This is a genomic window from Mycobacterium gallinarum (genome assembly GCF_010726765.1).
In the GTDB taxonomy this organism is placed as follows: Bacteria; Actinomycetota; Actinomycetes; order Mycobacteriales; family Mycobacteriaceae; genus Mycobacterium; species Mycobacterium gallinarum.
Map to the genome: position 1 here is coordinate 138,560 of NZ_AP022602.1, position 24,628 is coordinate 163,187.

Sequence of the window (24,628 nt, forward strand, 5' to 3'; positions counted from 1 at the left end):
CATGCATACATGCGTATAGTCGCATGCATGATCCGTCGCGATGAGTGCGATACGAACCGCGATGCCGACCGTCGTCGGGCGAACGAGACATTGGCGCTCGACCTGGCAAACCTCTTGCCAGGCAGTGACGACCGTTGCGCAGACCGTCTGACGCGCGATTTGGCTGCTAATCCGTTGATCGACGAAGTCCACGTCATCGACGGCGGGACGCTCACGCCGCGCCTGTGCGTGCATTACGACGCTGCCGCAGCGACGGCAATCGATGTGCAACGACGGGCTTGGCAGGTCGCCGAAACCATCAGTTCGCATTATGGCCACCTGCGCTGGTTGCTGACTGGAACCGCAGAGGACGAAAGGACGAGAACGGCACTGGTCGACCGATTGACCACGATGCCCGGCGTCGTCGCCGCAGCAGCCACGACGAACTCACTCGAGGTGGAGTTCGAGCGATCCTCGGTCACCGCTCAGGAATTGGTCGACGTGATCGCCGCGGTCGCGGGGCCGGACACCACACCTGCGGCCGTCGCTGAGACCGACCATGCCATGGGCCACGGCGAAGACGACGGGGAGCACACCGGGCACCAGCATGAGCACGGTGGCATCTTCGGCGAGCGCACCGAACTGATCTTCGCGGGTCTGGCGGGGACGCTGCTCCTGGCGGGTTGGCTGCTAGCTACCTTTGCCGACACACCGCGGTCCGCGGAGTTGGTGGTCTACTGCCTGGCCTTCTTCTTCGGTGCGTTCTTCACCGTGCAGGAAGCCTTCGCCAGTGTTCGGCAGGGTCGGTTCGAGATCGACTTCCTGATGCTGGTATCGGCCGCGGGTGCGGCGGCGCTCGGTGAAGTCGCCGAAGGCGCGCTCCTGCTGTTCTTGTTCAGCGTCGGCCACGCGCTGGAGGGCTACGCGATGGGCCGCGCCCGCCGGGCGATTGAGGCGCTCGCCGAGCTCGCTCCCAAGACTGCCCTGGTCCGACGCGGCGGCACGGGCGACACCGTGGAAGTGCCGGTGGGCGACCTGCGTATCGCGGATATCGTCGTCGTGCGACCCAACATGCGGCTCGCTGCCGATGGCTTCGTCGTGGCTGGTGCCAGCAGCATCGATCAGGCCCCCGTGACCGGGGAAAGCGTTCCCGTCGACAAGAATCCGGTTCCGGACGTGGCGGCCGCTGCGGCGTCACCCGACCTCATCGACGCGTCATCGCGGGTGTTCGCCGGCACGATCAACGGCGCCGGCGCCATCGAGATCCAGGTGACCCGGCTCGCCGATGACTCCACCCTGGCCCGAGTCGTCCGGTTGGTTGCTGAAGCGCAGACCAAGACCACCTCCACCCAGCGCTTCACCGACCGGTTCCAGCGCATCTTCGTGCCGACGATCCTCGTCGGAGTGGTCCTGCTGCTGTTCGCCGGTTTCGTGGTCGATGAACCGTTCAGCGCCACCGTTTATCGCGCACTCGCCGTCCTGGTGGCCGCCAGTCCGTGTGCGCTGGCGATCGCCACGCCGAGTGCGGTTCTGTCGGCGGTGGCGCGTGCGGCCAGAGCCGGAATCCTGATGAAGGGCGGCGCTGCGCTGGAGGAGTTGGGCCGCGTCGATGTGCTGGCTTTCGACAAGACCGGCACCCTCACCGAGGGCAGGCCCAAGATCGCCGACGTCGTTGCGAGCGCGGACGGCGATGAGGTGGAACTGCTCACCGTCGCCGTCGCCGTTGAGGAGCAGAGCGATCATCCGCTGGCCCGTGCCATCGTCCGAGACGGTCGCGAGCGCCTTGCTGGGAGGACGGTACCCCGCGCGACGGACGTGCGAGCCCTGACAGGCCGCGGCATCGTCGCGTCTGTCGACGGGGTTGAGGTCCGCATCGGCAAGACCGAACTGTTCACCGACGCCGCCGAGCAGCCGCCGGCCCATTTGGCGGGCGAGGTGGAGCGCCTCGAACAGGCCGGCCGCACCACAATGCTCGTCCGCGCAGGTCAGCGTTGGCTGGGTGTCATCGGACTGATGGACGTCCCTCGGGCAGAAGCGTCGACGGTCATCGCCCGTCTGGCCGAGATCGGGGTCTCGAACACCGTGATGTTGTCGGGAGACAACCAGCGGGTGGCCGACGCCGTCGCAGGCGAAGTCGGTGTCGCCTACGCCCGCGGCGACCTGATGCCCGAGGACAAGGTGGCCGAGATCGCCGCGCTGCGCCGGCGTTACGGCCGCGTGGGCATGGTGGGCGACGGCGTCAACGACGCGCCCGCCATGGCGGCCGCAAGCGTAGGCATCGCGATGGGCGCGGCCGGTTCCGACGTTGCCTTGGAAACCGCTGACGTCGCGCTGATGGCCGACGACTTGCGGGCGTTGCCATTCGCAGTGAGCCTGAGTCGGCGCTCCTCACGGGTCATCAAGCAGAATTTATGGGCAAGTCTCGGGATCGTCGCGGTGCTCATTCCGGCGACGATCTTCGGATTGGGCATCGGCCCTGCGGTGCTCATTCACGAGGGCTCGACACTCATCGTGGTCGCCAATGCGCTTCGGCTCTTAGGGATGCGGATACAACCTGTGGGAGCACCAGAACCGAGCGTCAAGTCCGACGCGAGCCTCCTGCAGGATCCGTGATGATGTTCAGTGCAGCAGCCAGATTCGAGCACGCCGACGTCGAAGCAGCCGTCGTCTTCGTCGACATGTCTGGCTTCACCGCGTTCACCGAAGCCCACGGCGATCACAGTGCTGCACAGCTGGCAGAAACATTCACCGCCTCAGCCACCCGGGTTCTCGGCCCCGGCGACGAACTCATCAAGACCATCGGCGATGCGGTGCTGGTGGTGTGTGAGAATCCGACTACGGCAGTGACTTTCCTCCGACGACTCACCGCCGAGATCGGTCGCATCCAGGGCTTTCCGATGCTGCGGGCAGGTATCGCCGCTGGCCCCGTGGTGAAGCGGAACGGAGACGTCTTCGGTTCGACAGTCAACACCGCGGCGAGGCTCGCTACCGTGGCGCAGGCCGGGCAGATCGTCGTCAACGACGGTGTCGCATCCGCACTTTCGGCAGCCGATCTCGCTGCGATGACCGCGTTGGGATCGTTGGCGCTGCGCAACATCGGATCGTCTATTGACGCATTCGCCCTCGACATTGGTACTCATCACCAAGAGCATGTGGATCCGGTCTGCCGGATGCACGTCGCGACGGGCGCCCCAGAATTGACGATCACACATTCGGGCACGTCGTACCGATTCTGTTCAACCGCCTGTATGCAGCAGTTCGCCCAGCGCATCGTCGGTGACACCGCCTCGCCTCCTGACTACGAGGGGGCGTGGTCATTGTCATTGGATCGGTGAGACGCGAGACCCATTGCGCGCGTGTCAGATCTGCCAGTCCTGCGCGCCGTCGTTCTCGTTGTACACGCCGACCGAGTTCTTGACCACGACCGGGTCGCCGCTGCCGAAGGTGTCGTAGAACCATTGGGCGTTGGCCGGACTGAGGTTGGGGCAGCCGTGGCTGACGTTGCGTTTGCCTTGGTCGGCCACCGACCAGGGTGCGCCGTGAACGAAGATGCCCGCGTTGTTGATGCGCACCGCATCTTTGACCTTGAGCTTGTAGCCCTCGGCGGAATCGATGGGCACGCCGTAGGTCGAGGAGTCCATCACCATGTCGGCGAACTTTTCGAGCACGTAGTAGGTGCCGTTGGGTGTTTCATAGCCCGGCTTACCCAAAGACACCGGAATCGTCTTCTCAAGCACGCCGTTGCGCATCACCTCCATTTGGAGGGTCGCGTTATCGATGGTCGCCACCAACGCGTCACCGGTACGAAAGCTCGATTTCGTTCCACCAGCGTCGATGGTGACCGTGGTGTTGGCGGGCCAGAAGTCGATCGGGCGCCACCTGAGTTGAGTCGCGCTCATCCAGTAGAACTTGCCGGGAACCGGGGGGTTCGACGAGACGTGGACGGCCTGCTCGGCGAGAGGCCGGTCGGCGATCGCCCGCGGAAAGTTGATGATGATGGGTTTCGCCACGCCAACCGTTGAGCCGTTCACCGGGTTGAACGTGGGGGCCGCGAAAACTGGCGGCCCGAGGTACGGTGCCGGATTCTGGCCGGCGGGTGGGTCTAGAGTCGTCGGCGCCGACCCGAGGGATGGCACGAAAGGGTTCGACGACGTCGGTACGGGGATCCCCAACGGGTCGCCGGGCGTAGGCACGGGTACCGGCGGTTGGGCGGACGCCGACATCGCGGTCAGAAGTGCCATCGCCGCGAAGAGGGATGTCAACATCGCGACGACTGGCCTCAGCGGCGGACACCGCATACAGGTCTTCTCCCATCCACTGGTCGCCGTCAATACGTCAGAGGACGTCGACGCCGCCGAGTTGCTACGTAGTTGCATAGTAGATGATGGTGCGGCGCACACGAGATCGTGACTGCTGTGACCTACGTAGTAGATGTGGGAGTTCAGGACAGGTGGATGTGAAGAGTGTGAAACGCCGTGACTAGTTTCACGGAGATCGCCACGTCGGGACATGTGCTGTTGGCCGTGCTTGTCTCGGTATTGGCGGGGCTGGTGTCTTTTGCATCGCCGTGCGTCGTTCCGCTGGTACCCGGGTATCTGTCCTATTTGGCGGCCATTGTCGGCGTCGACGACGAGGCACGTGCCCAGCGGCAAGTCGGTGCGCGCTTGCGGGTTGCAGGGGCCGCGGGTTTGTTCGTGGCTGGCTTCACGGCGGTGTTCCTGATGGGTACTGTCGCGATCTTGGGTCTGACATCGACGGTCATCAGCAACGGGTTGTTGTTGCAACGCGTTGGTGGGGTCATCACGATCGTGATGGGTCTGGTGTTCATGGGTGTCATCCCTGCACTGCAACGCGAAGCGCGTTTCACGCCGAAGTCGCTGTCAACGCTGGGGGGTGCACCGCTACTCGGGGCGGTCTTCGGGCTCGGCTGGACTCCTTGCTTGGGTCCGACGCTCACGGGCGTCATCGCAGTGGCCTCTGCCACCGAAGGGCCGAGTGTGTTTCGTGGCGTTTTGCTTGTAGTCGCCTACTGTCTGGGGCTGGGCGTCCCGTTTGTGCTGTTGGCGGTCGCATCCGGGCGCGCGGTTAAGACCTTGGGTTGGCTTCGTCGAAACACGCGACGAATTCAAGTTTTTGGTGGTGTGCTCCTCGTCGTCGTCGGCATCGCCTTGCTGACCGGATTGTGGAATGAGGTGGTGACGTGGGTGCGCGATGCGTTCGTCAGCAACACCACACTTCCGATATGACGGTGCGAGAGCGGCTTTCTGCGCGGACGGCGCGTAAGACGTGACGGTGACTTCCGTTGCCGCCAGGCGTCGCCGCGCGGTGTGGCCAGTGTTGCTCGGTGTCGCATTGGTGGCGGGCGTGACCGCCGCGGCGATCGGCGCCCTCGTGTTGGACGACGCGCTTGAGGTGACTGGGCTCAGAGATCCTGGGCCGATCACCACCTACGGGCTGTCCTTCCTGCGCGCCGCCGGTGAGATCGCTGCGATGGTGGCGATCGGACACTTCTTGTTCGCCGCCTTCCTCGTGCCGCCACAAACCGGTGGAGTGCTCGACGTTGATGGGTACCGGGCGGTGCGGGTCGGCGCGGTCGCTTGTGCGGTGTGGGCGATGTGCGCTGCGCTATTGGTAGCGCTGACCGTCTCCGATGTGTCGGGGGTGCCCTTGACTGAGCTGACACCCCTGGATGTTTGGTCGGCGGCCGACCTTGTTGAAACCACTGCGGCGTGGCGCACCACCTCGATCCTGGCAGGAGTCGTCGCCGTGGCGAGTCTGACGGTGTTGCGGTGGTCGTGGACACCTTTCTTGTTGGTGGGCGGCCTGGTGACTTTGGTGCCGGTCGCCGTGACGGGGCACTCTTCCACGGGCGGTTCACACGATATCGCGACCAACAGCCTGCTCATTCATTTGATTGCCGGGTCGTTGTGGGCAGGTGGACTGCTCGCCCTACTCGTACACGCCCTGCGCGGTGGCAGTTATACCGATGTCGCCGCCCGGCGATTTTCGGGTCTGGCGCTTGGATGCTTCGCCGCGATGGCTGTCAGTGGGCTGCTCAATGCAGCGGTCCGGATCGACGTGTCGAACCTCTGGGATAGCACCTACGGCCTGTTGATCGTGGCGAAGGTGGCAGCGCTTGTTGGACTCGGTGTCATTGGGTGGCGCCACCGACGATCGTCGATCCGCGCGCTGCAGCTCGATCCGACTTCACGTCGACCGCTACTGCGGCTCGCGCTCGGCGAGGCTGCCCTGTTCGGCATCGCCGTCGGCGTCGCGGTCGGGCTTGGTCGCACTCCGCCGCCCCCCACGCCGAGCGAACCCTCACCGGCTGAAGTTGCCCTCGGATTCGACCTTCCCGAAGCGCCGACGATCGCAGGAATGTTTACCGAATGGCGGTTCGACCTGATTTTCGGTACAGCGGCGGTCGTCATGGCCTGCATCTATCTCGCTGGGGTGTACCGGCTGGCCCGCCGTGGGGACCCGTGGTCGAAGCGACGCACCACATCGTGGCTGATCGGTTGCGTCACAATGCTATTCGCTACCTCGTCGGGACTGGGCATGTACATGGCGGCGATGTACAGCATGCACGCCATCGTTCAACTGTTGCTCACCATTGTGGTGCCGGCGCTGCTCGTTCAGGGCGCGCCTGTGACGCTGGCACTAACGGCGTTGAGAGCAGCCGAACCCGGGGCTGCACCCGGGCCACGCGAATGGGTTCAGGGCGCGTTGGACTCACCGTTGACGCGTCTGCTCACCCAACCGTGGACGGCACTGGCGATACTCGCGGTGGGCGTCTACGGGTTATGCATTGCTGGCGTCTTCGACATCGCAACTAGCGAACACGCCGCCCACATGGCGACTATCGGCTACTTCCTGTTCAGCGGCACACTGCTTTTCGCTGTCGTCAGCGGCGTGCAGCCAGCGCCGCGGCTGATGCCCCAGGGGTGTCGAGTTGCATTGACGTTGTTAGCGCTGTCACAGTTCGTGTTCGCAGGGATTGCGGTAGCGAGCATGCAGGGTGTCCTCGGTGAAGCCTTCTATCGTTCGTTGAAGCTGAACTGGCATACGAACCTTCTCAGCGATCAGAGATTGGGCGGTGTAATCGTCTCAACCAGTGGTGCTTTGGCGATGCTGACGGTCATCGTGATCCTGACCGTGCAGCGTATCGGTCCCCTGAAAAGGGACAACGGAGTTGCGCCGACCACAAAAGCCTGAAGTTGACGAGCGCGTCGCACACTGCGTACCGGAATGCATAACGCAGCGACCACATCTTCCACCTACGCGCACGGCACGCCGACCATCCGATTGCGGCTACTCCTTCAGTGCCTTTTCAACCGCCGCCGATAAGTCTTCGTAGCTTCTGAATTCCACTTCGTTTCCGTTGAGGAAGAAAGTCGGGGTGCCCTGGACGCCGAGGGCCTGACCGTCGGCCACGTCCACGTTGACACGGTCGAGCGTGGCGGGGTCGTTGTAGGCGGCGTCGAACGCGGCCATGTCGAGCCCTAGTTCGGTGGCGAAGCCGCGGAAGGTGGAGTCGGCCGGGGTCCGCTGTTCGCCCCATTGGCTCTGGGTTTCATACATCTTCTTGTACATCGGCTCGAACTTGCCCTGCTGAGCGGCTGACTCGACCGCACGCGCTGCTCGCTCGGCGTTGAAGTGAGACGGAATGGGGAAGTAGCGGATGACGAAGTTGACACGGTCTCCGTACTCGGATCGCGCCTGCTCGACCATCGGGAATGCCGCGCGGCACGCCTCGCATTCGAAGTCGAGAAACTCGACGAGGGTGACATTGCTGTTCGGCGCGTTGTTGAGGCGGCGGCTGTTGTCCCGGACCAGTTGACCTACCTCGCCGCCCTCGGCCTGCGCTGCGGCGGGTGTGTCCTTTTTCTGGACCGAGAGGTAGACGCCGGCCCCGATTATCACGGTAATGACGGCAAACGCGGTCAGTAGAACGCGTGTGATGGGTGCCATCTGAGTACGTCCTTCTTTCAGAGAGCGTCTGTTCTGCGCTGGGGCGGCCACCTGCGGTGGCGGCGCGCCGGAACGGACGTGAGGATGTGCATCTCGCGTTCGACTATATACGTAGGAAGACCGTAGACGTCCCGCGTGACCCACATGAATGCCTCGAACCGACGCGGAAGCGGCGGTTTTCCGAGAGCTCCTCCGCCGTCGCCCTAGGTGATGGATGGCGCCTGAGCGAGACGCCACATACCCCACCACGCGACCGGAGCCAGCGCGAATACGCTCCACATTCCGGGCACGTAGCCGGCCCCGGCCGGATCCAGCCACGGAAAGACCAGGAAGTGTGCCAACTCGGTCAGGCCCATTGAGGCGAAGAAGGTCCACGCGAGATAACGGCCGATCGGCCGACGGCGGTGCATGAGAACCGGAACCAGCAGCCAGGCGCCGGCCGAAACAACGACTAGCAAGATCACCGGGACCGAAGTCACCGGAGGAGTCGGCACGCCTGTGACCGTCGCCAGGAAGGCGAAGAAGTCCATCTGTTTTTCTTCGACGCGGTGAATCACGAACAATGCCAACGCGATCCAGTAAGGGGCGCGGATGTCGGCCCAGCTACCGCCATTCGGCCACACCAGCCACAGGAGCAGGCCGCCGACGAACCCGGCGGTGAAGATGAGCATCGTCGCCAGCCCGAGCGCCCAGTAGCCCACGCCCAATGTCGCGACCGTCAGCGCTACTGCGGCAGCGACGGACGGCGCGGGCATCGCACCGCGGTTCGACTCCGTGACAGCCACCGTGGTCGTGCCCGTCAATTGTCCACGAGCGAGGCGAGGTCGTCCGGTATTGCCATCGGAGTCATGAGGCCTGCATCGACCCTGCCGGTGTTGCCCACCGGATACCGTCCGCTCAGCGATCCGGGCGCAGCGACGATGAGGCGAACCACCTGGCCCAGCGCTTCGCGACGGTCTCGTTGGCGCAGGGCGAGCGACAGCATCGCAGCGTGGTTGCAGGTGTGCAGCCAGGGATCGGGTTGAGACACGATGTGGGCTCGTTCCAGATGTCGCCATCGTTGCTCTGCCGACGGTGCGAGCTTCGCGGCGGCCATTTCCCGCCGGTAGCCGTCGCGGGCCGGGACACTGATGCGCGTCATGCCGCCACCGGCCAATCACGTTGAGCAATAGACAATTTCGCAGCGATGACTGAACCATGCGGCCGTGATTTCACGTGGTGCTCACTTCTGGAAGTGTGTCGACTCATGGCGTGACTCCTCGGGTTCGATGGGGCGGCAGCACGCGCAGTCCTCGCCGCAGGTATGACGTTGAGCTGGGGGCGCCGGTGCGGGGAATGCCGGCGGAGCGCAGCAGGCGTCGACGGGCGGAGGGGGCGGGGGCAGGGTGCCGTGTTGCACCGCGGTTGCAGCGCGCAGCGGTGCAACGTCGTCGGGCAGTGGCTGGGTGCGTGCGGCGCGGATCGCGTTGAGGATGACGAGCACTTCGGCTACCTCGTGGATGAGCACCACGGTGGCCAATCCAAGAACACCGAAGGCGGCGAGGGGGATCAGGATGGTGATGATCGCCATCGACAATCCGATGTTCTGCAGCATGATTCGACGGGCGCGGCGGGCGTGGGCGAGAACCTGGGGGAGGTGACGCAGGTCCTCGCCCATTAGCGCGACGTCGGCGGTTTCAATGGCGACGTCGGTACCCATCGCGCCCATCGCGATGCCGATGTCGGCGGTGGCCAGTGCGGGTGCATCGTTGACGCCGTCGCCGACCATCGCGATGGGCCGGCCGCCGGATAGTTCGGGCAGCAGGCGCGCTTTGTCTTCGGGCAGCAGGTCGGCGTGCACGGCGGTGATGCCGGCAGCTTCGGCTACCGCTCGAGCTGTGCGAACATTGTCGCCGGTGAGCATCGCTGTCTTGATGCCCAGTTCACGCAGTTGCCGGATGACTTCGGGGGCTTCGGGCCGCAGTTCGTCGCGGACCGCGATCGCGGCGATGACGGCGGCGTCGCGTTCGAGCAGGACCACCGTTGCCCCTGCCGATTGAAGGCGGGTGACGTCGCCGGCGAATTCCCCGGGCGTGATCCAGCCGGGCTTACCCAAACGGATGGTGGATCCTTCGAGGCGTCCGCTGATGCCGTGGCCGGCGAAGGCTGTCACATCGTCGGCGGCCGCGACGCCGGGGGCCGAGGCGGCGACGATGGCTTGGGCCAGAGGGTGCTCGCTGCGAGATTCCACCGCGGATGCCATCTGCAGGGCTTCGGCTTCGGTGACCCCGCCGGCGGTCACGGTCTCGACGACCTGGGGGCTGTTCCGTGTCAGTGTGCCGGTCTTGTCGAGGGCGATCACGGTGATGCGTCCGAGTTCCTCGATCGCGGCGCCACCCTTGACGAGAGCGCCCTGTCGACTGGCGGCGCCGATGGCGGCCACGACGGTCAGGGGCACCGCGATGGCCAGAGCGCACGGTGACGCCGCAACGAGCACCACCAGCGCGCGTTCGAGCCACAACACCGGATCGCCAACGAGCGCGCCGATTCCGGCGACTGCCGCGGCGAGAACCAGGATCGCCGGGACGAGTGGGCGGGCGACCCGATCGGCCAGGCGCTGGCCCGCGCCCTTGCGTTCCTGGGCCTGCTCCACGATGTGAACGATGCGGGCCAAGGAGCTGTCAGCAGCGGCTGCGGTGACGGTGACTTCGATGGCCCCGCCGCCGTTGATTGCTCCAGCATGCACGACAGTGCCTGGTCCGGCTTCGACTGGAACCGATTCCCCGGTGATCGCCGACAGATCCAGGCTGGTACGACCGGAGGTGATGACGCCGTCGGTGGCTGCGCGGTCTCCCGGCCGCAAGACCATCAGGTCGTCTACCACCAATTCATCTGGCGTCACGCCGGTTTGACGTCCCTCGCGGATCACCGTCACCGTAGGTGGTACCAGCGACAGCAGGGCGCGAAGACTTCGGCGAGTACGCGTCACCGCGTAGTGCTCAAGTCCCTCAGCAATGGAGAACAGGATTGCAAGGAGCGCTGCCTCGGCGACCTGCCCCAGTGCCACGGCGCCGATCGCGGCGATCGTCATCAACGTGCCCACCCCGAGGCGGCCGTGCCGAAGGTTGCGAACGGCGCCGGGTGCGAAGGTTAAGGCCCCAACGGCAACTGCCGCCAATTCAGCTGCCAGGCTGACCGTTTGAAGACCACTTCGGTCGAGCGCCCAACCGGCAAGCAGCAACGCCGCCGCCACGGCAGCCAATTGCAGCTCTCGAACATGCCACAACTTGTCCGGCCCCGAGTCGGGCTCGGCGTCGGCGTCCTTGCCCACAGGCCCGCAACACGCATCAGACATGACGAACCTCGGCAGGCCGGCGGCCTGTGTGTCCGAAAACGGCTTCGGTCAAGGACCGGCCGCGATCGGTGAGCTGATACATCACCATCCGGGCTTGCCGCCGGGACGTCACGAGACCGGCGACTTTGAGCTGACGCAGGTGATGCGACACGAGGTTCTGCGATTGGCCGACCACCCAAGCCATGTCGCACACACACAGCTCATCGCCTTCGAGAAGGGCTGATGCGATGGTCAGCCGGGTCGGGTCACTCAGAGCCCTGGCCGCGGCGGCCAAGACTTCGGCCTCCGCCAACGACGGGAGCAGGGCGCGAATCCGCTCGGCGTGCGGCAAGTCCAGACACAGCAGTTCGCACCGATCGATCGACGGTTCGGTCATCAGCACATACTAACGTATGTTGATATGTCGTAGTAGGGGCATTTCGATGTGCCGCCCCGTCGATCGGCACCTACGTAGACGAGCAGTAGGAAGCGGCGTAGGTACGGCGTGCCTTCGGCCATGGTGCGTACTGGCCTGACAAGCTGGGCCTGTGAAGGCGCTCGCGATCGGGCTTGTCGCACTGGTGGTACTGGTCGTGGCTCCGACGCCCGTCGCCAACGCCAACATGGCCCAGCGCATCGCGCAGGCGAACGCCTACCTCGCCACCCGTCCCGGCACCATTGGCTATGTCCTCCGCGACCGCACGACCGGACAGGCGCACCGCAACGAGGCGGCCGGCACCATGATGTGGACCGCGTCCACCATCAAACTCGCAATGGTGGTGGACCTGCTGACGCGGGCGCGCACTGGTCAGATCAGTCTGACCCCAGCCGACAGCCAACTCATGGCCGACATGATGCATTCCTCCGACAGCAAGGCCGCTGACACGTTGTGGGAACGCTACGGCGGACCCGACAACATGGCGTTCAACCGCAACTTCCCCAACTACGGAATGACCGGTCTGCAAGCGCAGCAGGGGTTCAGCGCCACCTACCCCTACTGGGGATTCCAAAAATCCACGAGTGATGACCTGGACCGGCTGATGAACTACACCCTCACCAAGCTGCCGCCGGCCCAGACCGCGGCCATCGTGTCGGAGATGCAGCACCTCGACGCAAACCAACAATGGGGAGTGTGGGGAGCGGGCGCGGCCATGACCCCCGGCAACAAGAACGGATGGTCACAGGAGCAGGGGGGCTGGGTGGTCAACAGCGTTGGTTTCGCCGGCCCTCAACAGCGCTACACCCTGGCGATCATGAACTCACTCAACGGTGAGGGCGGCTATGACGACGGTGTGGAGACCACGACGCGCCTGGCTCAAATTCTGCTATCGCCGACCTAGCGCAGACTTCTCACCGTGCTTGCAACAAGCACGACAACTCCCATGCGGACGACTAGTTCGTTGCCGATTGTCACCAAAGCGACTGCTGCACTCGGGATTCAATGCCGTACACGCGACTGGCAGCGGCATGACTCCTGAGAGTCACAGTGGTCGCCGCTGGTGGAAGTGGTCTTTATCAAATCTTCATCGGAAGTCGAACCGACCCATACTTGGAATCCCGAAGCTGGAGGGTAACCGGCGGCGATAGCCCGTGTCGGTGTACGCATGAGGTCAATGGAGTGATCGGGAGGGATGTGCGATGCAGCACAAGCGATATGGATTCGGACTCGCGGCGGTGGTGGCGTTGGCCCTCTTCTCGAGCGCCTGTTCGAACACGAACAGCGAGACCCAGGGTTCCGCAGCCGCCTCTGCCCCGTCGCCGGTTTCCACCAGCGCTGCTGGCAATGACACGCACAACGACGCCGATGTGACGTTCGCTCAAGGCATGATCCCACATCATCAGCAGGCAATCGAGATGAGCGACATGCTCCTCGCCAAGCAGGGCGTCGACCCTGAAATCGTGTCGCTGGCCAACCAGATCAAGAGCGCGCAAGGTCCGGAGATCGAGCAGATGCAGGGTTGGTTGCAAGCGTGGGGCGCGTCGTCCACACCCGCGCCCACCAGCAGCGGGATGCCCGGTCACGACATGCCCGGCGACGGTGACGCCAGTCAGATGCCGGGTATGGCCGGCGGCGGCCACGGGATGATGTCTGAGGGGGACATGGCTGCCCTGCAGAATGCACAGGGCGGCGATGCTGGCCGGTTGTTCCTGACACAGATGATCGAGCACCACAAGGGTGCAATCACCATGGCCCAGCTCGAAATCGACAATGGGCAGTTCCCCGCGGCGGTGGAAATGGCACGGACCATCGTTTCCAATCAGCAAGAGGAAATCACCACCATGCAGGGGATCTTGGAAAATCAATGAGCCGATTCGCTAGTCGGCGTGTGCGGTCAACGTCGTGCCAACCGGTGCGGCATCCTCTCGCGGGCGCGCAATCGGCAGAGCGACGGTGAAGGCTGCGCCAGTGCTAAGCCCGCCGCTCGTCACGGAGATGGTTCCGCCGTGCGCTTCGACGAGCGCTTTGGCGATTGCGAGCCCTATGCCAGCGCCGCCGTGTTCACGATCACGGGCTGCGTCTGCCCGGTAGAACCTCTCGAATAGACGTGGCAGGTGCTCGGCTGTGATTCCCTGGCCGCTGTCGATGACCGCTATAGCCAACCGGTCCGCCTCGCGAAAGCAACTGATGTTGACTGATCCTTCAGAAGGTGTGTGGCGCAACGCATTGTCGAGCAGGTTGCTTACTACTTGCGAAAGCCGCTGCTCATCACCCCACAGTCGGGGAAGGCCATCGGCAACTTGGACGTGGAGCGCCACCTTCTTAGCGTCGTAGCGGTCCTGCACCGCCGCGGCGCAGCGGCGAGCCAAGCGTTCGACGTCGATGAAGCTGTACGACATCGAGACCGAACTCTCTTCGGCCTTGGCGAGAGAGGCCAGGTCATCGGAGAACCGCACAAGACGCCCTGCCTGGTCACGCAGCATGGTTGCTGTCTGCGGGGTTAGCGTGCGTACCCCGTCTTCGAGCGCCTCGATATAGGCGACCAGCACTGCTATAGGAGTACGAATTTCATGGGCCAAGTCGCCGAACAGTTGCCGTCTGGTCGATTCAACCGACTGCAGCCGGGACGCCATCTGGTTGAAGGCAATAGCGAGTGCGTCAAATTCATCGCCGAGCCGGGGAGATGACACCCGTGTGTCGTAGTGACCTTCAGCGACGGCGGTAGCCGCTGCCGCGACTTCGGTTATCGATCGCTGCAGCCGCCGGCTGGCGTACCAGCTCACCGCCAGAGCAGCCAGCGCGGCCACCGCTACGGCGCCTCCCAATGAGATGGCCGTGGCGTATCCGTACGCTTCTTCGGCGTGGAATTGCTCGACGGAGTCCGCAGCGACTCCGGCTCGATGCAGATGCTCACGAAACAGCGGCGGCCCCACAACGCCCGCCACGATCGAAGTCGTCGCTGCGCCAGCGGCTAAGACGATGGCCTGAGCCGCGAGCAGGCGTAGGCCGATGCCGGATCGGCGCCACCGGCCTCGCCGAGACCGCCGGGCGGAGGCTGTGCTGGTCACTTCCCCGTTCCCATCCGGTAGCCAACCCCCCGCACTGTGGTGATGTAGCGCGGCCGCGCGGCGCCGTCACCGAGCTTGCGTCGAAGATGTCCGATGTGGACGTCGACGAGGTGCTCGTTGCCGACCCATGGACCGTCGCGAGTGATCTCGAGAAGTTGTCGCCTCGTCAGCACCACACCGGGGCGACCTGAGAGAGCTTCGAGGATATCGAATTCGGTGCGCGTCAACAGAATCAACTCATCGTCGATGCGTACCTCTCGGGCCGCCACATCTATGGAGAGCAGTTCGAAGCGCCGCACCGGTGCGCTGTCGAGGACTGGGGCCGAGCTGGTGATCGGTACCGCGCGTGGTCGCCGCAACATGGCCCGGATGCGTGCTACGAGTTCGCGTGGGCTGAAGGGTTTGGTCATGTAGTCGTCGGCCCCGACGGTAAGACCGAGGATGGTGTCGATCTCCGTGTCCCGAGCGGTCAGCATCACGACATAGGCGTCGGAGAAGGTGCGCAGCTGTCTGCACACCTCTAAACCATCAATTCCTGGCAGGCCTAGGTCGAGGATGACGACGTCGGGGTCGAGTTCACGCGCCACCGCGATGGCGTCGACACCGTTGTCGGCGACGATCGCCTCGAACTGCTCGCGTTGCAGATAGCTGGCTACCACCTCGGCTAGCGGTACTTCGTCGTCCACCACCAAAGCGCGATAGCCCTTCGCAGGCTTCGATGGCGTCCCTGTCGGCTGCTGCATGCCACTTATGGTGCCCGCTCGCCGGTGAAGAGACACTTGCTTGCACATGCGGGCTCGATCTTCAGCAGATCTTCATAGGACAAATACCGCGTCACTAGATGACTGCGCAACGATGAGTGTCATAGGAGGAGCCCTCGATGTCGTGGATGGACACTTGTCGCAACGCGCTTGGATGGCAGGTCTGGCTGCTACTTTGTGCGTCCGTGGTGGTGCTTTGGGCTGGCGCCATCGCCGGCGCTATCGCTCTACTTAGTTCGTCACCTCGACTTGATAACTCAGACGACGCGCCCCGCCGCGACGCTTTGACCCGACCGCATGGCGGCGGTGCCGACGCCGACATGATTGGCACGGACCGGTCACGCTGATTCGCCGAATGTTTCGCAATGTACTGCTAAATCACCAGATTCAAAGCGTCGCCACGGATGCGAGCTCCAGGCTGCGCCAAAGGATCCGGCGCGGATGACGCAACGCTGCACGTACCAGGAAATCCACCTGTGGACCGCTACATTAAGGAATGCAGTTGAGTCGCGAAGCGAGTGGCCAGCTCGCCATCGAGAGCAGGAGGTGGCGACGTGGAACGACGTGGGTTCGGCGACCTCGAAGCGGTGGTCAAGGAGCCTCTCCGGGTGTACTCGGATTCCGTGACAGTGCGCGAGTCCTTCGAGGCGCCGTCGCGCCGCCGACAACTCGCCTACACGATGGGGATGTCCTCTTCCGCTGATCAAATGAGCAAGAAGCCCTGCGTGCAACTCAAGGCGGAGCCGGACAAGGGCCGGCGATGATGACCACGGCCATGTGGCTTGTGCTCTACGGCGGTGTGCTCGCGTGTCTGGCGCCTCCCGTGCTGCGGCGGATGACCAGCAGCGGAATCAGCCCTTACATGGGTGTCGCTGCTTGGCTCGTCACGATTGGCGCCACGCTCATCGCCTGGGTTGTGGCCCTGGCGCTGGTACTCATCGCCGCATCGGACAGTATCCAACAGCCCTCCGCAGTGACCCTGTGCCTGGAGCTGTTTGGCTTCTCGGACCACACCCCGCTGCCAGGACGGATCGGAACAGTGGCACTGGCGATTAGCGGCCCGCTGGCGCTGTGCATAGTCGGGATACGGGTGGGCCGCTCCATCGCGGGACTTCGCGCTCGAAGTCATGAGCATGCACACGCTGCGCGGATCATCGGAAGGCCAACAGGCCATCCCAACATGGTCGTCATTGAGGCTGCCCGGCGTGCCGCTTATTGTGTCGTCGGGCGCCCGAATGCCATTGTCGTTACCTCCGCCGCGATGAGTTCCTTGGACCGATCGCAGCTCAAAGCGGTTCTGGCGCATGAGGATGCGCACATCGCGGGCCGACACCACCACATTCTCATGGTGCTGCGGGCGCTGTCCACGACACTGCCTAGACTCCCGCTGTTCGCGATCGCCAACGATTCGGTCGCCGAACTGCTGGAGATGTGTGCCGATGACGCTGCTGCACGTAAGGTCGGCACGCGCCCATTGCTCGATGGGTTGCTCACCCTTGCCGGCCACCACGCCCCGTTACCGGAAGGTTTGGCTGCGGCGGCAACGGCAGTCGTTATTCGCGCGATGAGGCTGGCAACACCCACGCGAAGTCACACTCGATGGCGGCACCGGTTCTCCCTCGGCGCAGCGATGACAGCGATGCTTACGATGCCCGCGCTCATCCAGGTTCTCTGCCACCACTAATCGGCACACGTCGCGGGATGGATCCCTTCGGGGGCCGCGAAATCCGGCACTTGCCTGCGGGATGGACGCAGCATGGACGACACGCTATACGTATCTACGTAGTAGATACGTATATTGCCGTTACGATAGCCGTCTGCGGGATGGTTCTTGCTATTTAATCGAGAGCGCTTGCCATCGCTGACGCATACGAGCTAGGAGCCTCACACGACTATCGAGATTGGTCACCGAGCCAGCGACTCACCGAGAGATGTTGCCGCCGGGCGCATCCGCCTGCTGCTGCTGGAGCCGCGGCACATCTACGCGGCTAATCTGACACAGAGGCTACGCGCGCACGAATTCGCCGTTGAAGTCGTGCACTCCGAAGCAGCTGCACTTGACGAGCTGCGAAACGGCGACCCTGACGTCGTGATGGTGTGCATAGGAACAGATGGACCGGGTGCCGCCGTGCTGGACCGTGTTCGGCAGTCGGCTCACGTCGGCGTCGTAGCCGTTACCGACGCAGATGTCAGACCGTTACTTTCGAATGTCGCACTCACATCTGAAAGGAAGATCGAGGGATTGAACACTCGTATTCGTAGCGTGCTGAGAAACAACCGAATCGGTACGCAGACAACACATCGCGGCTGGAATGGCGAAGCGATACGACCGCGCAAAATCGCAGATCTAGAGGTTGATGTGGTGTCACGTCGCGTGTTCTTGTGCGGTAATACGGTGGCGGTCACTCGTATCGAGTTCGCCATTCTCCATGCGCTTTCAGCATGCCCAGGAGAGCCTGTGACGTCTCGGCAGCTAGCAGAGTTCGTGTGGGGGAGATCCGTCACCGGTGGCCGATCCTCGCTTGGAGTGCACATTGGCAGACTCCGTCGCAAGTTGGGTGAGGACTCAGCGTCTCCTCGTTACCTGCGCACAGTGCGTGGGGTGGGTTACTGCCTCGGAGGCTGAAACGGACGTGAAAGGACATGAGGTCCTGGCCAAAAAGGGGGCTGGGGACACTTGCCTGTCACGTCTCGATGATTCGAACGACGTATGGTGTCATGCCAGCCATGCGCACCGGGGAGACCTTGATGGGAACACCAGTCTGCTGCGCTTCGATCATCTGACCTCCACCGAGGTAGATGGCTTCATGCTGGCTGCCGCCCGGTCCCCAGAACAATAGATCCCCGCGCTTGGCTTGCGACGGCGGCACCTTACGTCCGGCGTCGTACTGGTCTCCGGAGTAACGCGGGAGCAGGACCCCCACACCGGCGAATGCGTACCGTGTCAGTCCGGAGCAATCGAATCCGACGGTGTCCGCGCCGGAGTCGATACCGCGACTAGGCCCATTAAGGCTTCCCCCACCCCAGGAATACGGGACGCCGATTTGCGTTCCGGCTCGCCTAATGACGGCCTCGATGGCCTGCGCGCCGTACACGCGGCTGCCGCGCACGCTCGCCTCAGGGGCGGCAGCAGCAGGAGGACTGAGAATCCCCAAGCTGGTCAGAAACTTGCGGCCCATCTCCATGGTTGTCTGCGTCGCAAGGGCACTTGCTTGCAGCGAGGCGTTCGCGATGGCCACTGGGTCACCCGGTGCGCCTGCGCTCCGAAGCATCGGAAGCAGCGGATCCCATGGTCCAGCAGTAGGTTGCGCTGAGCTCGTAGGCACGAATGTTGCAAAAAGCAACACGCTGAGCCCTAGGACCCAACTGACCCGCCGGATAGTCACATGGCGTGCAGCGGTCGTGCGGCGCTGCGCGCAAGATTGCGTCGAGCGTTTCTGTCGGGCAAGAGAATTCACGCCGACTCTCCTTCGTGCGCCGCGGGAGTCGTTCGCGTCAAGCCAAGGCGCGGCTCACACAACTGGACTGCCCAGTGACGATGTACGTAGCTGATACGTAGAAAAGGCTAACTCACAATCGCCACATTGGTAACAGCAGTCACATAATTACAAGGGTGAAATTCCTCCGTCGGATCTTTATGCCGCTGGTAAGCGCCGGAATTGGGCGAAAGAATAAATTGCGCAGACTCATTCCCAGTTGTGCGCTTGATCGTTGAAGAGCACGTCGATTCACCCCTTTCTAGCCGCTCCAACGGCGCAGACTACTATCGCGCTACGTAGATGAGGGCGTTGATTGGGCGCTCCCCGCAGCAGGAGGAACGATATGGCACAACGAAACGTCGTCATCGTGTTGATGACTGCACTGCTTATCGCCGCCGCGACAGCGCTCAGCGCACCTTCCTCTGCAGCCGAGGCCTGTCCCCACCAGTTCGGCTCACCACAACAACGCGTGGACGCCGCCGGCACCGTCGTCCAAGAATGGACCATCGCAGGACTGCAGAAGTCCGAGGACGTTTTGCCCGGCTATACCCCTCGCGGGCAACTCTGGCAAGCGACCGCCACTCTGCAAGCTGTCAAAGGCACAGTGACGCCGCTCATCCCCAGCTTCTACGCTGCGGCGCCAGGTGGTCAGCGCGTCGGGGTTCTCTGGCAGGCGGCAACCCCACAGGGCATTGCACCGACAACTTTGGCACAGGGGCAATCTTCGACAGGGAAAATCTACTTCGACGTCATCGGTGAAGATCCGATGGGAATCGTTTACAACGACGGGGCGGGCGAATTACTGATGTGGTGCTGCGAGAGCGGTATGACGATGTCCATGCCGATGTCCATGCCGATGGACAGATGCCCGATGTGTGCCGCCAGGGATTGCCCCTGCCCGCACCGCAACATGATGTGAGCCCCGTTCGCAGGTCCTCCCTCCCTCAATCGAGCGCCAGTGCGCCAGGTTCTGGAGGGCGAGCAGCGTCTGAATATTGTTTGGTCAGGCAAGCCGCACGCTGCGGTGGACGTCGATCGGTGCGACGCCGAACATTTCGTGGAACGCCCGGTTGGCGTGGGAGCCATCGGCGAAACCGGCGGCGTGGGCTGCGTCGGTAATCGTTTCTCCCATGCGCGCGACTTCCATCGCTCGGATGAGCCGCGCCCACCGGACATAGGCGGGAAAGGACAGGCCGACATCGCGGGCGAACAGGCGGCCGAGCCGGTCGGCCGACAGATGCACGGCGGAAGCGACGTCGGTCAGTCGAACCGGGCCGCTGAGCAGGTCGGGCATCAATGCAATGGTTGCCGACACGCAGGGGTGCGTGTCGGTCTGCGCGGTGACTGCGCCTTCGGGTCCTAGGAGTTGGGTAATCACGGTATCGGCGGCTGTCGAGAGGTCGTCAGCGTGATTAGCTTCATCTGAAAGGCGCCGAGCCGCCGCCCGCCAGGCTAATGCTCCATCTTGGCTGACGCGGTTTACGAGAGCTCCCACGCGACGTCCGTGTGCTCCTGTGGGATCCAGATAGATCATGATGCCGCTCGCTGGACCAGCGTCAATCGCGTGCAGGACTCCAGACGGAATGATGCCGGCGCGAGTATGAACGCTACGCCCAGATGCATCGGTGAAAAGCACTGATGTGTCGGACGCAACGGCGATCTGAACCGCCGCGTGCGAGTGACCGTGTGCAGCACCAAGCCGGCCGCTGAAAATCAGCCGGCCCGGCTCGATCACGGCTGCCCCCGACCACGTCATTCCCTGAGTATGCCAATGACGGCGCCCGCACCTCGAGCTTCGAATCCCACTGCTCTCGGACAAATATCGCCGGATCTGTACATGCGCTGACGCGCTGTACCTCCAGAGACTTAGGACATGACAAAATCACTTGTCCGGTACGGCTACGTGCCAGTAATGCTAATCGGTATAAATGGCGCCGCTATCGGCCTGGCGCACGCGCCCTGGGCCGAACTGTGGATGGCTGGGCTCATCGTCGCGGCGATCGGGCTGTCCTTCGCGGCCGAACGAGCTCTGCCCTACACCGACGAGTGGAATACGTCGGTCGGTGATACGCGCCGCGACGTCGCGCACGCCTTCATCAACGAGACGTCGCTGCTACTCACCGTGCTTGTGATCCCGCTGATGGCCGCGCTGTCGCCATTCGGTGAACGATGGCCGTCGTCGCTGCCCTTCGTCGTACAAGTCCTGATCGCGATCGTCGTCACTGACTTCGGAGTTACCCTCGCGCACCTCGCCAGCCATAAGGTGGCGTGGCTGTGGCGCTTTCACGCCGTGCATCACAGCGTGAAGCGATTTTATGGATTCAACGGCCTGATGAAGCATCCCCTTCACGGGGCTCTGGAACTCGCCGCGGGCACCGTGCCACTCCTGCTGCTTGGCATGCCGAAGGCCGTGGCCGAGGTGCTCACCGTATGCATTGCGGTCCAGCTGCTGCTGCAGCACTCCAACGCCGACTACCGAATCGGTCCGCTGCGAAAGGTGCTGGCGCTCAATGAAGGACATCGCTTTCACCATCTCAAATGGGCCGGCATCGGCGACGTCAACTTCGGGCTCTTCACCCTCGTCTGGGACCACACGCTGCGCACCTTCTCCTTCGACACGCAACGCCGGTTCAGCAGCGACGACCTCGGTATGGCCGCCAAGCCGAACTACCCCGTCGGGTATCTAGCTCAGCTGGCCGAACCGTTCCGCGCGACCGGGGCCTGCAATCTCAAGGACAACGCCGACGGTGACAACCTGCAGACCGTGGCGACCCAGTCATGACGAGCACCGTCTATACCCACGCCACCGTGATCACCTGCAACCGTGCAGGATCCACCGCTCAAGCGCTCGCCATCGACAAGGGGCGTATCAGCGCCGTGGGCAGCGACCCCCACGTCCGCCGCGAAGCTGGCCCAGACGCTACCGTGGTGGACCTCGACGGCGCCACGGTGATGCCGGGCTTCATCGACACCCACCCCCACCTACTGCACTTCGGAGTGATCGCCCAACCGTTGGTCGATCTAGCCGATGCTGTCGACCACAAAGACATCGCCGCACGCATCACCGCCCGCGCTCAGACAACACCACTGGGGGAGTGGATCATGACGACCCCGGTGGGGGAGCCGCACTACTTTCTGCGGCGCTCGTACCGTGACCTCGCCGAGGGCGTCTTACCCGACCGAGTCGTCCTCGACCGCGCGGCGCCGCACCATCCGGTGTTCATTCAGGCGTGGGCACCAGTCATCCCGAACACCTGCGTTCTCAATAGTGCAGGATTGCAACGCCTGGAAATCCACCGTCGCACCGCCGACCGTGTCGGTGATGTGTGGGTCGAAAAGGACGCCGCCGGTGAACCCACCGGGCGGCTACACGGTGCGGTCACCCTTTACTACAACAACGACGACTATATGAATAGCCTGTTGCGGCACCTACCGCTGTTGCAGCCCAACGCTTTCGAGCCTGGTGTGATACGTGCAATGCGAGAAGCCAACGCGCGCGGTGTCACCACCGTCTACGAAGCCCACGCGATGGACTTCTCCCACATCGAGCTCTATCAGTGGTTGCGCAGCACCGATCAGCTCAGCGTTCGCGTGCAGTGCGCACCGGAAGCGCACATCTACGGCATGCCCGACGACCAACCTGTCGACGGCGACCGCCTGCTGTCCCGCCTTCAGCGCGCCGCTCATTTGGTCGACCGCGACGATGACATGCTGCGCATCGACGGCGTCACCATCGGCCGCGGCGGATCCTGCCACTCCGGCCAATTACTCCTGCGCGAGCCGTACCGGGGACCGTTCGGGGCCATGACCACGGGCCGATCGTTCGTGCCCGCAGACACCGTTGAAAACGTGATGCGGTTCTGCCTCGCGAGCGGCCTGCGCCTGAACATGATGATCGCGGGCAACGGCGAGTTGGACATCTACCTCGACCAGCTCGAGCACCTCAAGGGACCGCTACGCGCAGAGGACCGCCCGTGGATCGTCCAGCACGCCGCGGTCGCCGAACCACACCAGATCACCCGCCTGGCCGAACTCGGTCTGGACCTCACCACCACCATGTCGTTCTCCTGGGGCAAAGGCGAGCTATTCGCTGAGCGGATCGGGGAACACATCCTCGAACATCTCGTTCCGCTGCAGCGCTTCCTGGCTTCTGGGCTAACCGTGGGCTGTGGCACCGACTGGGGCCCCAAGAACGTCTTCGAACACCTCGCCTTAGCAGTCGAACCACGTTATTGCGCGACCGGACGGCGTGCCGCTACCCCCGGGATCGCTCGCACCGATGCCCTCGCCGCGTGGACGAGGACCGCAGCGCAAGTGCTGGGCTGGAGCGACATCGGAAGTCTAAATGTCGGGAACCACGCAGACATGATCGTCGTGGACCGAAACCCCCTCACCTGTCGCATCGCCGACCTGCCGGACACCCGCGTGCTGGCGACAATGCTCAACGGCGGGTGGCTCGCTGATCCCGCGACGGACGGTGCCGAAGTGCCCTCAAAGCCTCTCAAATAACACCTTGCATAAGTAGAACGCTGTGCATGTCGATCGTGGCCGGCAAAAGCGTTGGAGACCGCATGATGGTGTCGCTCATCGAGCTACGACACGCCGGAGCGAGTCGCGCCAAGCCACACTGATCACCCCCGCGAGCCGCCCGCACCCGCGGGCCTCGCCTCGCACCCGACGCTTTCGTTCAGCGTTAGCGCTCCGCGGTGTGTCGAAGCGCGCCATGATACCTACGTAACGGGATAGTAGGTTGTGGCAGGACCGGTGCTCGGGAAGGAAGGCGCAATGATTAAGGGGGTTCGCATCGCGTTTGTCATGGTGAGTGCCGCAGTCATCGCGGTCGGCAGCTCAGCTGCGGTCGGTGCGCCAGTCGCCGCGTCAATGAGCCGTCCCGCGCTTGTTGTGGACATCTCGCCCGGACCTGGCCAGGTGGTCGGAATCGCTCAGCCAATCACGGTGCGTTTCGACGGCCCGGTCGCCGACCGCGCGTCCGCTGAGCGCGTGATTACGGTCGAGTCGCCCATGCCGGTGTCGGGCCGATTTACCTGGTTGGGGGACCGCGTCGTGGAGTGGCAGCCAGAAGGGTTCTGGCCGGCCTATACGCCAGTGACAGTGACTGTGGGCGGCATGTCGACCAGCTTCGAGGTTGGCGCAGCGGTGATGGCCGTCGCGTCGATCTCTGCGCACACGTTCACTGTCAGTATCGACGGCGAGACGATTCGAGAGATGCCGGCGTCGCTCGGAAAGCCTGGCTTCGACACCCCGCAGGGCGATTTCAGGGTGCTGGAGAAGCAACGCAATGTGACGTTCGATTCACGCACCATCGGCATTCCGCTCGATTCACCGGAGGGTTACCTGATTGACGGCGAGTACGGGGTGCGGATTACGTGGGGCGGTGTTTACGTGCATTCGGCTCCATGGTCCGTCGGCTCTCAGGGCAAGGCGAATGTCAGCCACGGATGCATCAATCTAAGTCCCGAGAATGCGGCGTGGTATTTCGAAACGGTGGGCATCGGGGATCCGGTTATTGTGCAGGCTTGATGGCCGAAATCTTATGAGCGCCTAGCGAAGAAGTGTCCGGTTGTGTGGCTATTCAGTTCTGGCCCTAGGAGAGGCAA

Annotated in this window: 24 protein-coding genes; 13 read left to right on the forward strand and 11 right to left on the reverse strand. The window is 63.6% G+C overall.

Going from position 1 to position 24,628, the window contains the following annotated elements:
* Positions 1-9: 9 nt before the first annotated feature.
* Both G6N42_RS30520 and G6N42_RS30525 read left to right on the forward strand, forming a co-directional pair.
* Positions 10-2,592, forward strand: a complete 2,583-nt coding sequence (locus tag G6N42_RS30520; RefSeq protein WP_163738934.1) for a heavy metal translocating P-type ATPase — start codon at positions 10-12, stop codon at positions 2,590-2,592.
* Positions 2,593-2,594: 2 nt separating this feature from the next.
* Positions 2,595-3,314 carry an adenylate/guanylate cyclase domain-containing protein gene (locus G6N42_RS30525; protein ID WP_232076865.1) on the forward strand — a complete coding sequence of 240 codons (720 nt, stop codon included), beginning with the start codon at positions 2,595-2,597 and terminating at the stop codon, positions 3,312-3,314.
* 24 nt (positions 3,315-3,338) lie between these two features.
* Here G6N42_RS30525 and G6N42_RS30530 read toward each other — a convergent pair whose 3' ends face one another.
* Positions 3,339-4,277, reverse strand: coding sequence for a L,D-transpeptidase (locus tag G6N42_RS30530; RefSeq protein WP_163739116.1), 939 nt, complete (start codon positions 4,275-4,277; stop codon positions 3,339-3,341).
* A 177-nt stretch (positions 4,278-4,454) separates the two neighbouring features.
* Here G6N42_RS30530 and G6N42_RS30535 point away from each other — a divergent pair, with 177 nt between their 5' ends.
* Both G6N42_RS30535 and G6N42_RS30540 read left to right on the forward strand, forming a co-directional pair.
* Complete coding sequence (locus G6N42_RS30535) at positions 4,455-5,225, forward strand: cytochrome c biogenesis CcdA family protein (RefSeq protein WP_163738940.1); 771 nt, start codon at positions 4,455-4,457, stop codon at positions 5,223-5,225.
* A gap of 46 nt (positions 5,226-5,271) precedes the next feature.
* A complete protein-coding gene (locus G6N42_RS30540; protein ID WP_163738943.1) occupies positions 5,272-7,194 on the forward strand; it encodes a bifunctional copper resistance protein CopD/cytochrome c oxidase assembly protein in 1,923 nt (640 codons plus the stop codon).
* A 96-nt stretch (positions 7,195-7,290) separates the two neighbouring features.
* On the opposite strand, the gene G6N42_RS30545 is transcribed toward G6N42_RS30540, so the two are convergent.
* From G6N42_RS30545 to G6N42_RS30565, 5 genes are all read right to left on the reverse strand, one after another.
* On the reverse strand, positions 7,291-7,950 hold the full coding sequence (locus G6N42_RS30545; RefSeq protein ID WP_163738946.1) for a DsbA family protein: 660 nt from the start codon (positions 7,948-7,950) through the stop codon (positions 7,291-7,293).
* Between the two features lie 203 nt (positions 7,951-8,153).
* Positions 8,154-8,735 carry a hypothetical protein gene (locus G6N42_RS30550; RefSeq protein WP_232076867.1) on the reverse strand — a complete coding sequence of 194 codons (582 nt, stop codon included), beginning with the start codon at positions 8,733-8,735 and terminating at the stop codon, positions 8,154-8,156.
* A 14-nt stretch (positions 8,736-8,749) separates the two neighbouring features.
* Complete coding sequence (locus tag G6N42_RS30555) at positions 8,750-9,091, reverse strand: DUF3703 domain-containing protein (protein ID WP_163738949.1); 342 nt, start codon at positions 9,089-9,091, stop codon at positions 8,750-8,752.
* 81 nt (positions 9,092-9,172) lie between these two features.
* Positions 9,173-11,284 carry a heavy metal translocating P-type ATPase gene (locus G6N42_RS30560; protein WP_163738952.1) on the reverse strand — a complete coding sequence of 704 codons (2,112 nt, stop codon included), beginning with the start codon at positions 11,282-11,284 and terminating at the stop codon, positions 9,173-9,175.
* Positions 11,277-11,660: an ArsR/SmtB family transcription factor gene (locus tag G6N42_RS30565; RefSeq protein ID WP_163738957.1), complete on the reverse strand. Its 384-nt coding sequence runs from the start codon at positions 11,658-11,660 to the stop codon at positions 11,277-11,279. Before G6N42_RS30565 ends, G6N42_RS30560 begins: the two co-directional genes overlap by 8 nt.
* Before the next feature lie 181 nt (positions 11,661-11,841).
* On the opposite strand from G6N42_RS30565, the gene G6N42_RS30570 reads away from it, so the two are divergent.
* Both G6N42_RS30570 and G6N42_RS30575 read left to right on the forward strand, forming a co-directional pair.
* The gene (locus tag G6N42_RS30570) at positions 11,842-12,603 is read left to right on the forward strand and encodes a serine hydrolase (protein ID WP_163739122.1); all 762 of its coding nucleotides are present in this window, start codon (positions 11,842-11,844) and stop codon (positions 12,601-12,603) included.
* A gap of 298 nt (positions 12,604-12,901) precedes the next feature.
* Positions 12,902-13,570, forward strand: coding sequence for a DUF305 domain-containing protein (locus tag G6N42_RS30575; RefSeq protein WP_163738960.1), 669 nt, complete (start codon positions 12,902-12,904; stop codon positions 13,568-13,570).
* A gap of 9 nt (positions 13,571-13,579) precedes the next feature.
* Here G6N42_RS30575 and G6N42_RS30580 read toward each other — a convergent pair whose 3' ends face one another.
* On the reverse strand, positions 13,580-14,770 hold the full coding sequence (locus tag G6N42_RS30580; RefSeq protein ID WP_163738964.1) for a sensor histidine kinase: 1,191 nt from the start codon (positions 14,768-14,770) through the stop codon (positions 13,580-13,582).
* Positions 14,767-15,513: a response regulator transcription factor gene (locus tag G6N42_RS30585; RefSeq protein ID WP_174262315.1), complete on the reverse strand. Its 747-nt coding sequence runs from the start codon at positions 15,511-15,513 to the stop codon at positions 14,767-14,769. The genes G6N42_RS30580 and G6N42_RS30585 overlap by 4 nt, the downstream gene beginning before the upstream one ends.
* Before the next feature lie 572 nt (positions 15,514-16,085).
* On the opposite strand from G6N42_RS30585, the gene G6N42_RS30590 reads away from it, so the two are divergent.
* Both G6N42_RS30590 and G6N42_RS30595 read left to right on the forward strand, forming a co-directional pair.
* Entirely contained in the window at positions 16,086-16,295 is a 210-nt protein-coding gene (locus G6N42_RS30590; protein WP_163738971.1) for a hypothetical protein, read from the forward strand.
* A complete protein-coding gene (locus G6N42_RS30595; RefSeq protein ID WP_163739125.1) occupies positions 16,295-17,215 on the forward strand; it encodes a M56 family metallopeptidase in 921 nt (306 codons plus the stop codon). Before G6N42_RS30590 ends, G6N42_RS30595 begins: the two co-directional genes overlap by 1 nt.
* A gap of 321 nt (positions 17,216-17,536) precedes the next feature.
* Here the strand turns inward: G6N42_RS30595 and G6N42_RS31425 are convergent, their stop codons facing one another.
* Positions 17,537-17,689: a hypothetical protein gene (locus G6N42_RS31425; protein ID WP_232076885.1), complete on the reverse strand. Its 153-nt coding sequence runs from the start codon at positions 17,687-17,689 to the stop codon at positions 17,537-17,539.
* Between G6N42_RS31425 and G6N42_RS30600 the strand changes: the two genes are divergently transcribed.
* A complete protein-coding gene (locus G6N42_RS30600) occupies positions 17,624-18,157 on the forward strand; it encodes a winged helix-turn-helix transcriptional regulator (protein WP_232076881.1) in 534 nt (177 codons plus the stop codon). The two genes, G6N42_RS31425 and G6N42_RS30600, sit on opposite strands and share 66 nt — an antisense overlap.
* A 58-nt stretch (positions 18,158-18,215) precedes the next feature.
* Here G6N42_RS30600 and ripB read toward each other — a convergent pair whose 3' ends face one another.
* On the reverse strand, positions 18,216-18,878 hold the full coding sequence (gene ripB, locus G6N42_RS30605) for an NlpC/P60 family peptidoglycan endopeptidase RipB (protein ID WP_434059635.1): 663 nt from the start codon (positions 18,876-18,878) through the stop codon (positions 18,216-18,218).
* 475 nt (positions 18,879-19,353) lie between these two features.
* Between ripB and G6N42_RS30610 the strand changes: the two genes are divergently transcribed.
* Positions 19,354-19,929, forward strand: coding sequence for an MPT63 family protein (locus tag G6N42_RS30610; RefSeq protein WP_163738977.1), 576 nt, complete (start codon positions 19,354-19,356; stop codon positions 19,927-19,929).
* An 84-nt stretch (positions 19,930-20,013) separates the two neighbouring features.
* On the opposite strand, the gene G6N42_RS30615 is transcribed toward G6N42_RS30610, so the two are convergent.
* Positions 20,014-20,766, reverse strand: a complete 753-nt coding sequence (locus G6N42_RS30615; RefSeq protein ID WP_163738980.1) for an AraC family transcriptional regulator — start codon at positions 20,764-20,766, stop codon at positions 20,014-20,016.
* Between the two features lie 117 nt (positions 20,767-20,883).
* On the opposite strand from G6N42_RS30615, the gene G6N42_RS30620 reads away from it, so the two are divergent.
* The 3 genes from G6N42_RS30620 to G6N42_RS30630 all read left to right on the forward strand — a co-directional run bounded on the left by G6N42_RS30620 (position 20,884) and on the right by G6N42_RS30630 (position 24,551).
* Positions 20,884-21,792 carry a sterol desaturase family protein gene (locus G6N42_RS30620; protein ID WP_163738983.1) on the forward strand — a complete coding sequence of 303 codons (909 nt, stop codon included), beginning with the start codon at positions 20,884-20,886 and terminating at the stop codon, positions 21,790-21,792.
* Positions 21,789-23,519, forward strand: a complete 1,731-nt coding sequence (locus tag G6N42_RS30625) for an amidohydrolase (protein ID WP_163738984.1) — start codon at positions 21,789-21,791, stop codon at positions 23,517-23,519. Before G6N42_RS30620 ends, G6N42_RS30625 begins: the two co-directional genes overlap by 4 nt.
* Before the next feature lie 276 nt (positions 23,520-23,795).
* Positions 23,796-24,551 carry a L,D-transpeptidase gene (locus G6N42_RS30630; protein WP_174262317.1) on the forward strand — a complete coding sequence of 252 codons (756 nt, stop codon included), beginning with the start codon at positions 23,796-23,798 and terminating at the stop codon, positions 24,549-24,551.
* Positions 24,552-24,628 lie beyond the last annotated feature (77 nt).

Coding starts and splice junctions, on each gene's coding strand:
- G6N42_RS30560 (WP_163738952.1), bottom strand. CDS start 11,284: ATGTCTGATGCGTGTTGCGGGCCTGTGGGCAAGGACGCCGACGCCGAG.
- G6N42_RS30525 (WP_232076865.1), top strand. CDS start 2,595: ATGTTCAGTGCAGCAGCCAGATTCGAGCACGCCGACGTCGAAGCAGCC.
- G6N42_RS30555 (WP_163738949.1), bottom strand. CDS start 9,091: ATGACGCGCATCAGTGTCCCGGCCCGCGACGGCTACCGGCGGGAAATG.
- G6N42_RS30565 (WP_163738957.1), bottom strand. CDS start 11,660: ATGACCGAACCGTCGATCGATCGGTGCGAACTGCTGTGTCTGGACTTG.
- G6N42_RS30530 (WP_163739116.1), bottom strand. CDS start 4,277: ATGCGGTGTCCGCCGCTGAGGCCAGTCGTCGCGATGTTGACATCCCTC.
- G6N42_RS30630 (WP_174262317.1), top strand. CDS start 23,796: ATGATTAAGGGGGTTCGCATCGCGTTTGTCATGGTGAGTGCCGCAGTC.
- G6N42_RS30615 (WP_163738980.1), bottom strand. CDS start 20,766: ATGACGTGGTCGGGGGCAGCCGTGATCGAGCCGGGCCGGCTGATTTTC.
- G6N42_RS30625 (WP_163738984.1), top strand. CDS start 21,789: ATGACGAGCACCGTCTATACCCACGCCACCGTGATCACCTGCAACCGT.
- G6N42_RS30620 (WP_163738983.1), top strand. CDS start 20,884: ATGACAAAATCACTTGTCCGGTACGGCTACGTGCCAGTAATGCTAATC.
- G6N42_RS30600 (WP_232076881.1), top strand. CDS start 17,624: ATGGTGTGCATAGGAACAGATGGACCGGGTGCCGCCGTGCTGGACCGT.
- G6N42_RS30575 (WP_163738960.1), top strand. CDS start 12,902: ATGCAGCACAAGCGATATGGATTCGGACTCGCGGCGGTGGTGGCGTTG.
- G6N42_RS30545 (WP_163738946.1), bottom strand. CDS start 7,950: ATGGCACCCATCACACGCGTTCTACTGACCGCGTTTGCCGTCATTACC.
- G6N42_RS30595 (WP_163739125.1), top strand. CDS start 16,295: ATGACCACGGCCATGTGGCTTGTGCTCTACGGCGGTGTGCTCGCGTGT.
- G6N42_RS30520 (WP_163738934.1), top strand. CDS start 10: ATGCGTATAGTCGCATGCATGATCCGTCGCGATGAGTGCGATACGAAC.
- G6N42_RS30585 (WP_174262315.1), bottom strand. CDS start 15,513: ATGCAGCAGCCGACAGGGACGCCATCGAAGCCTGCGAAGGGCTATCGC.
- G6N42_RS30610 (WP_163738977.1), top strand. CDS start 19,354: ATGGCACAACGAAACGTCGTCATCGTGTTGATGACTGCACTGCTTATC.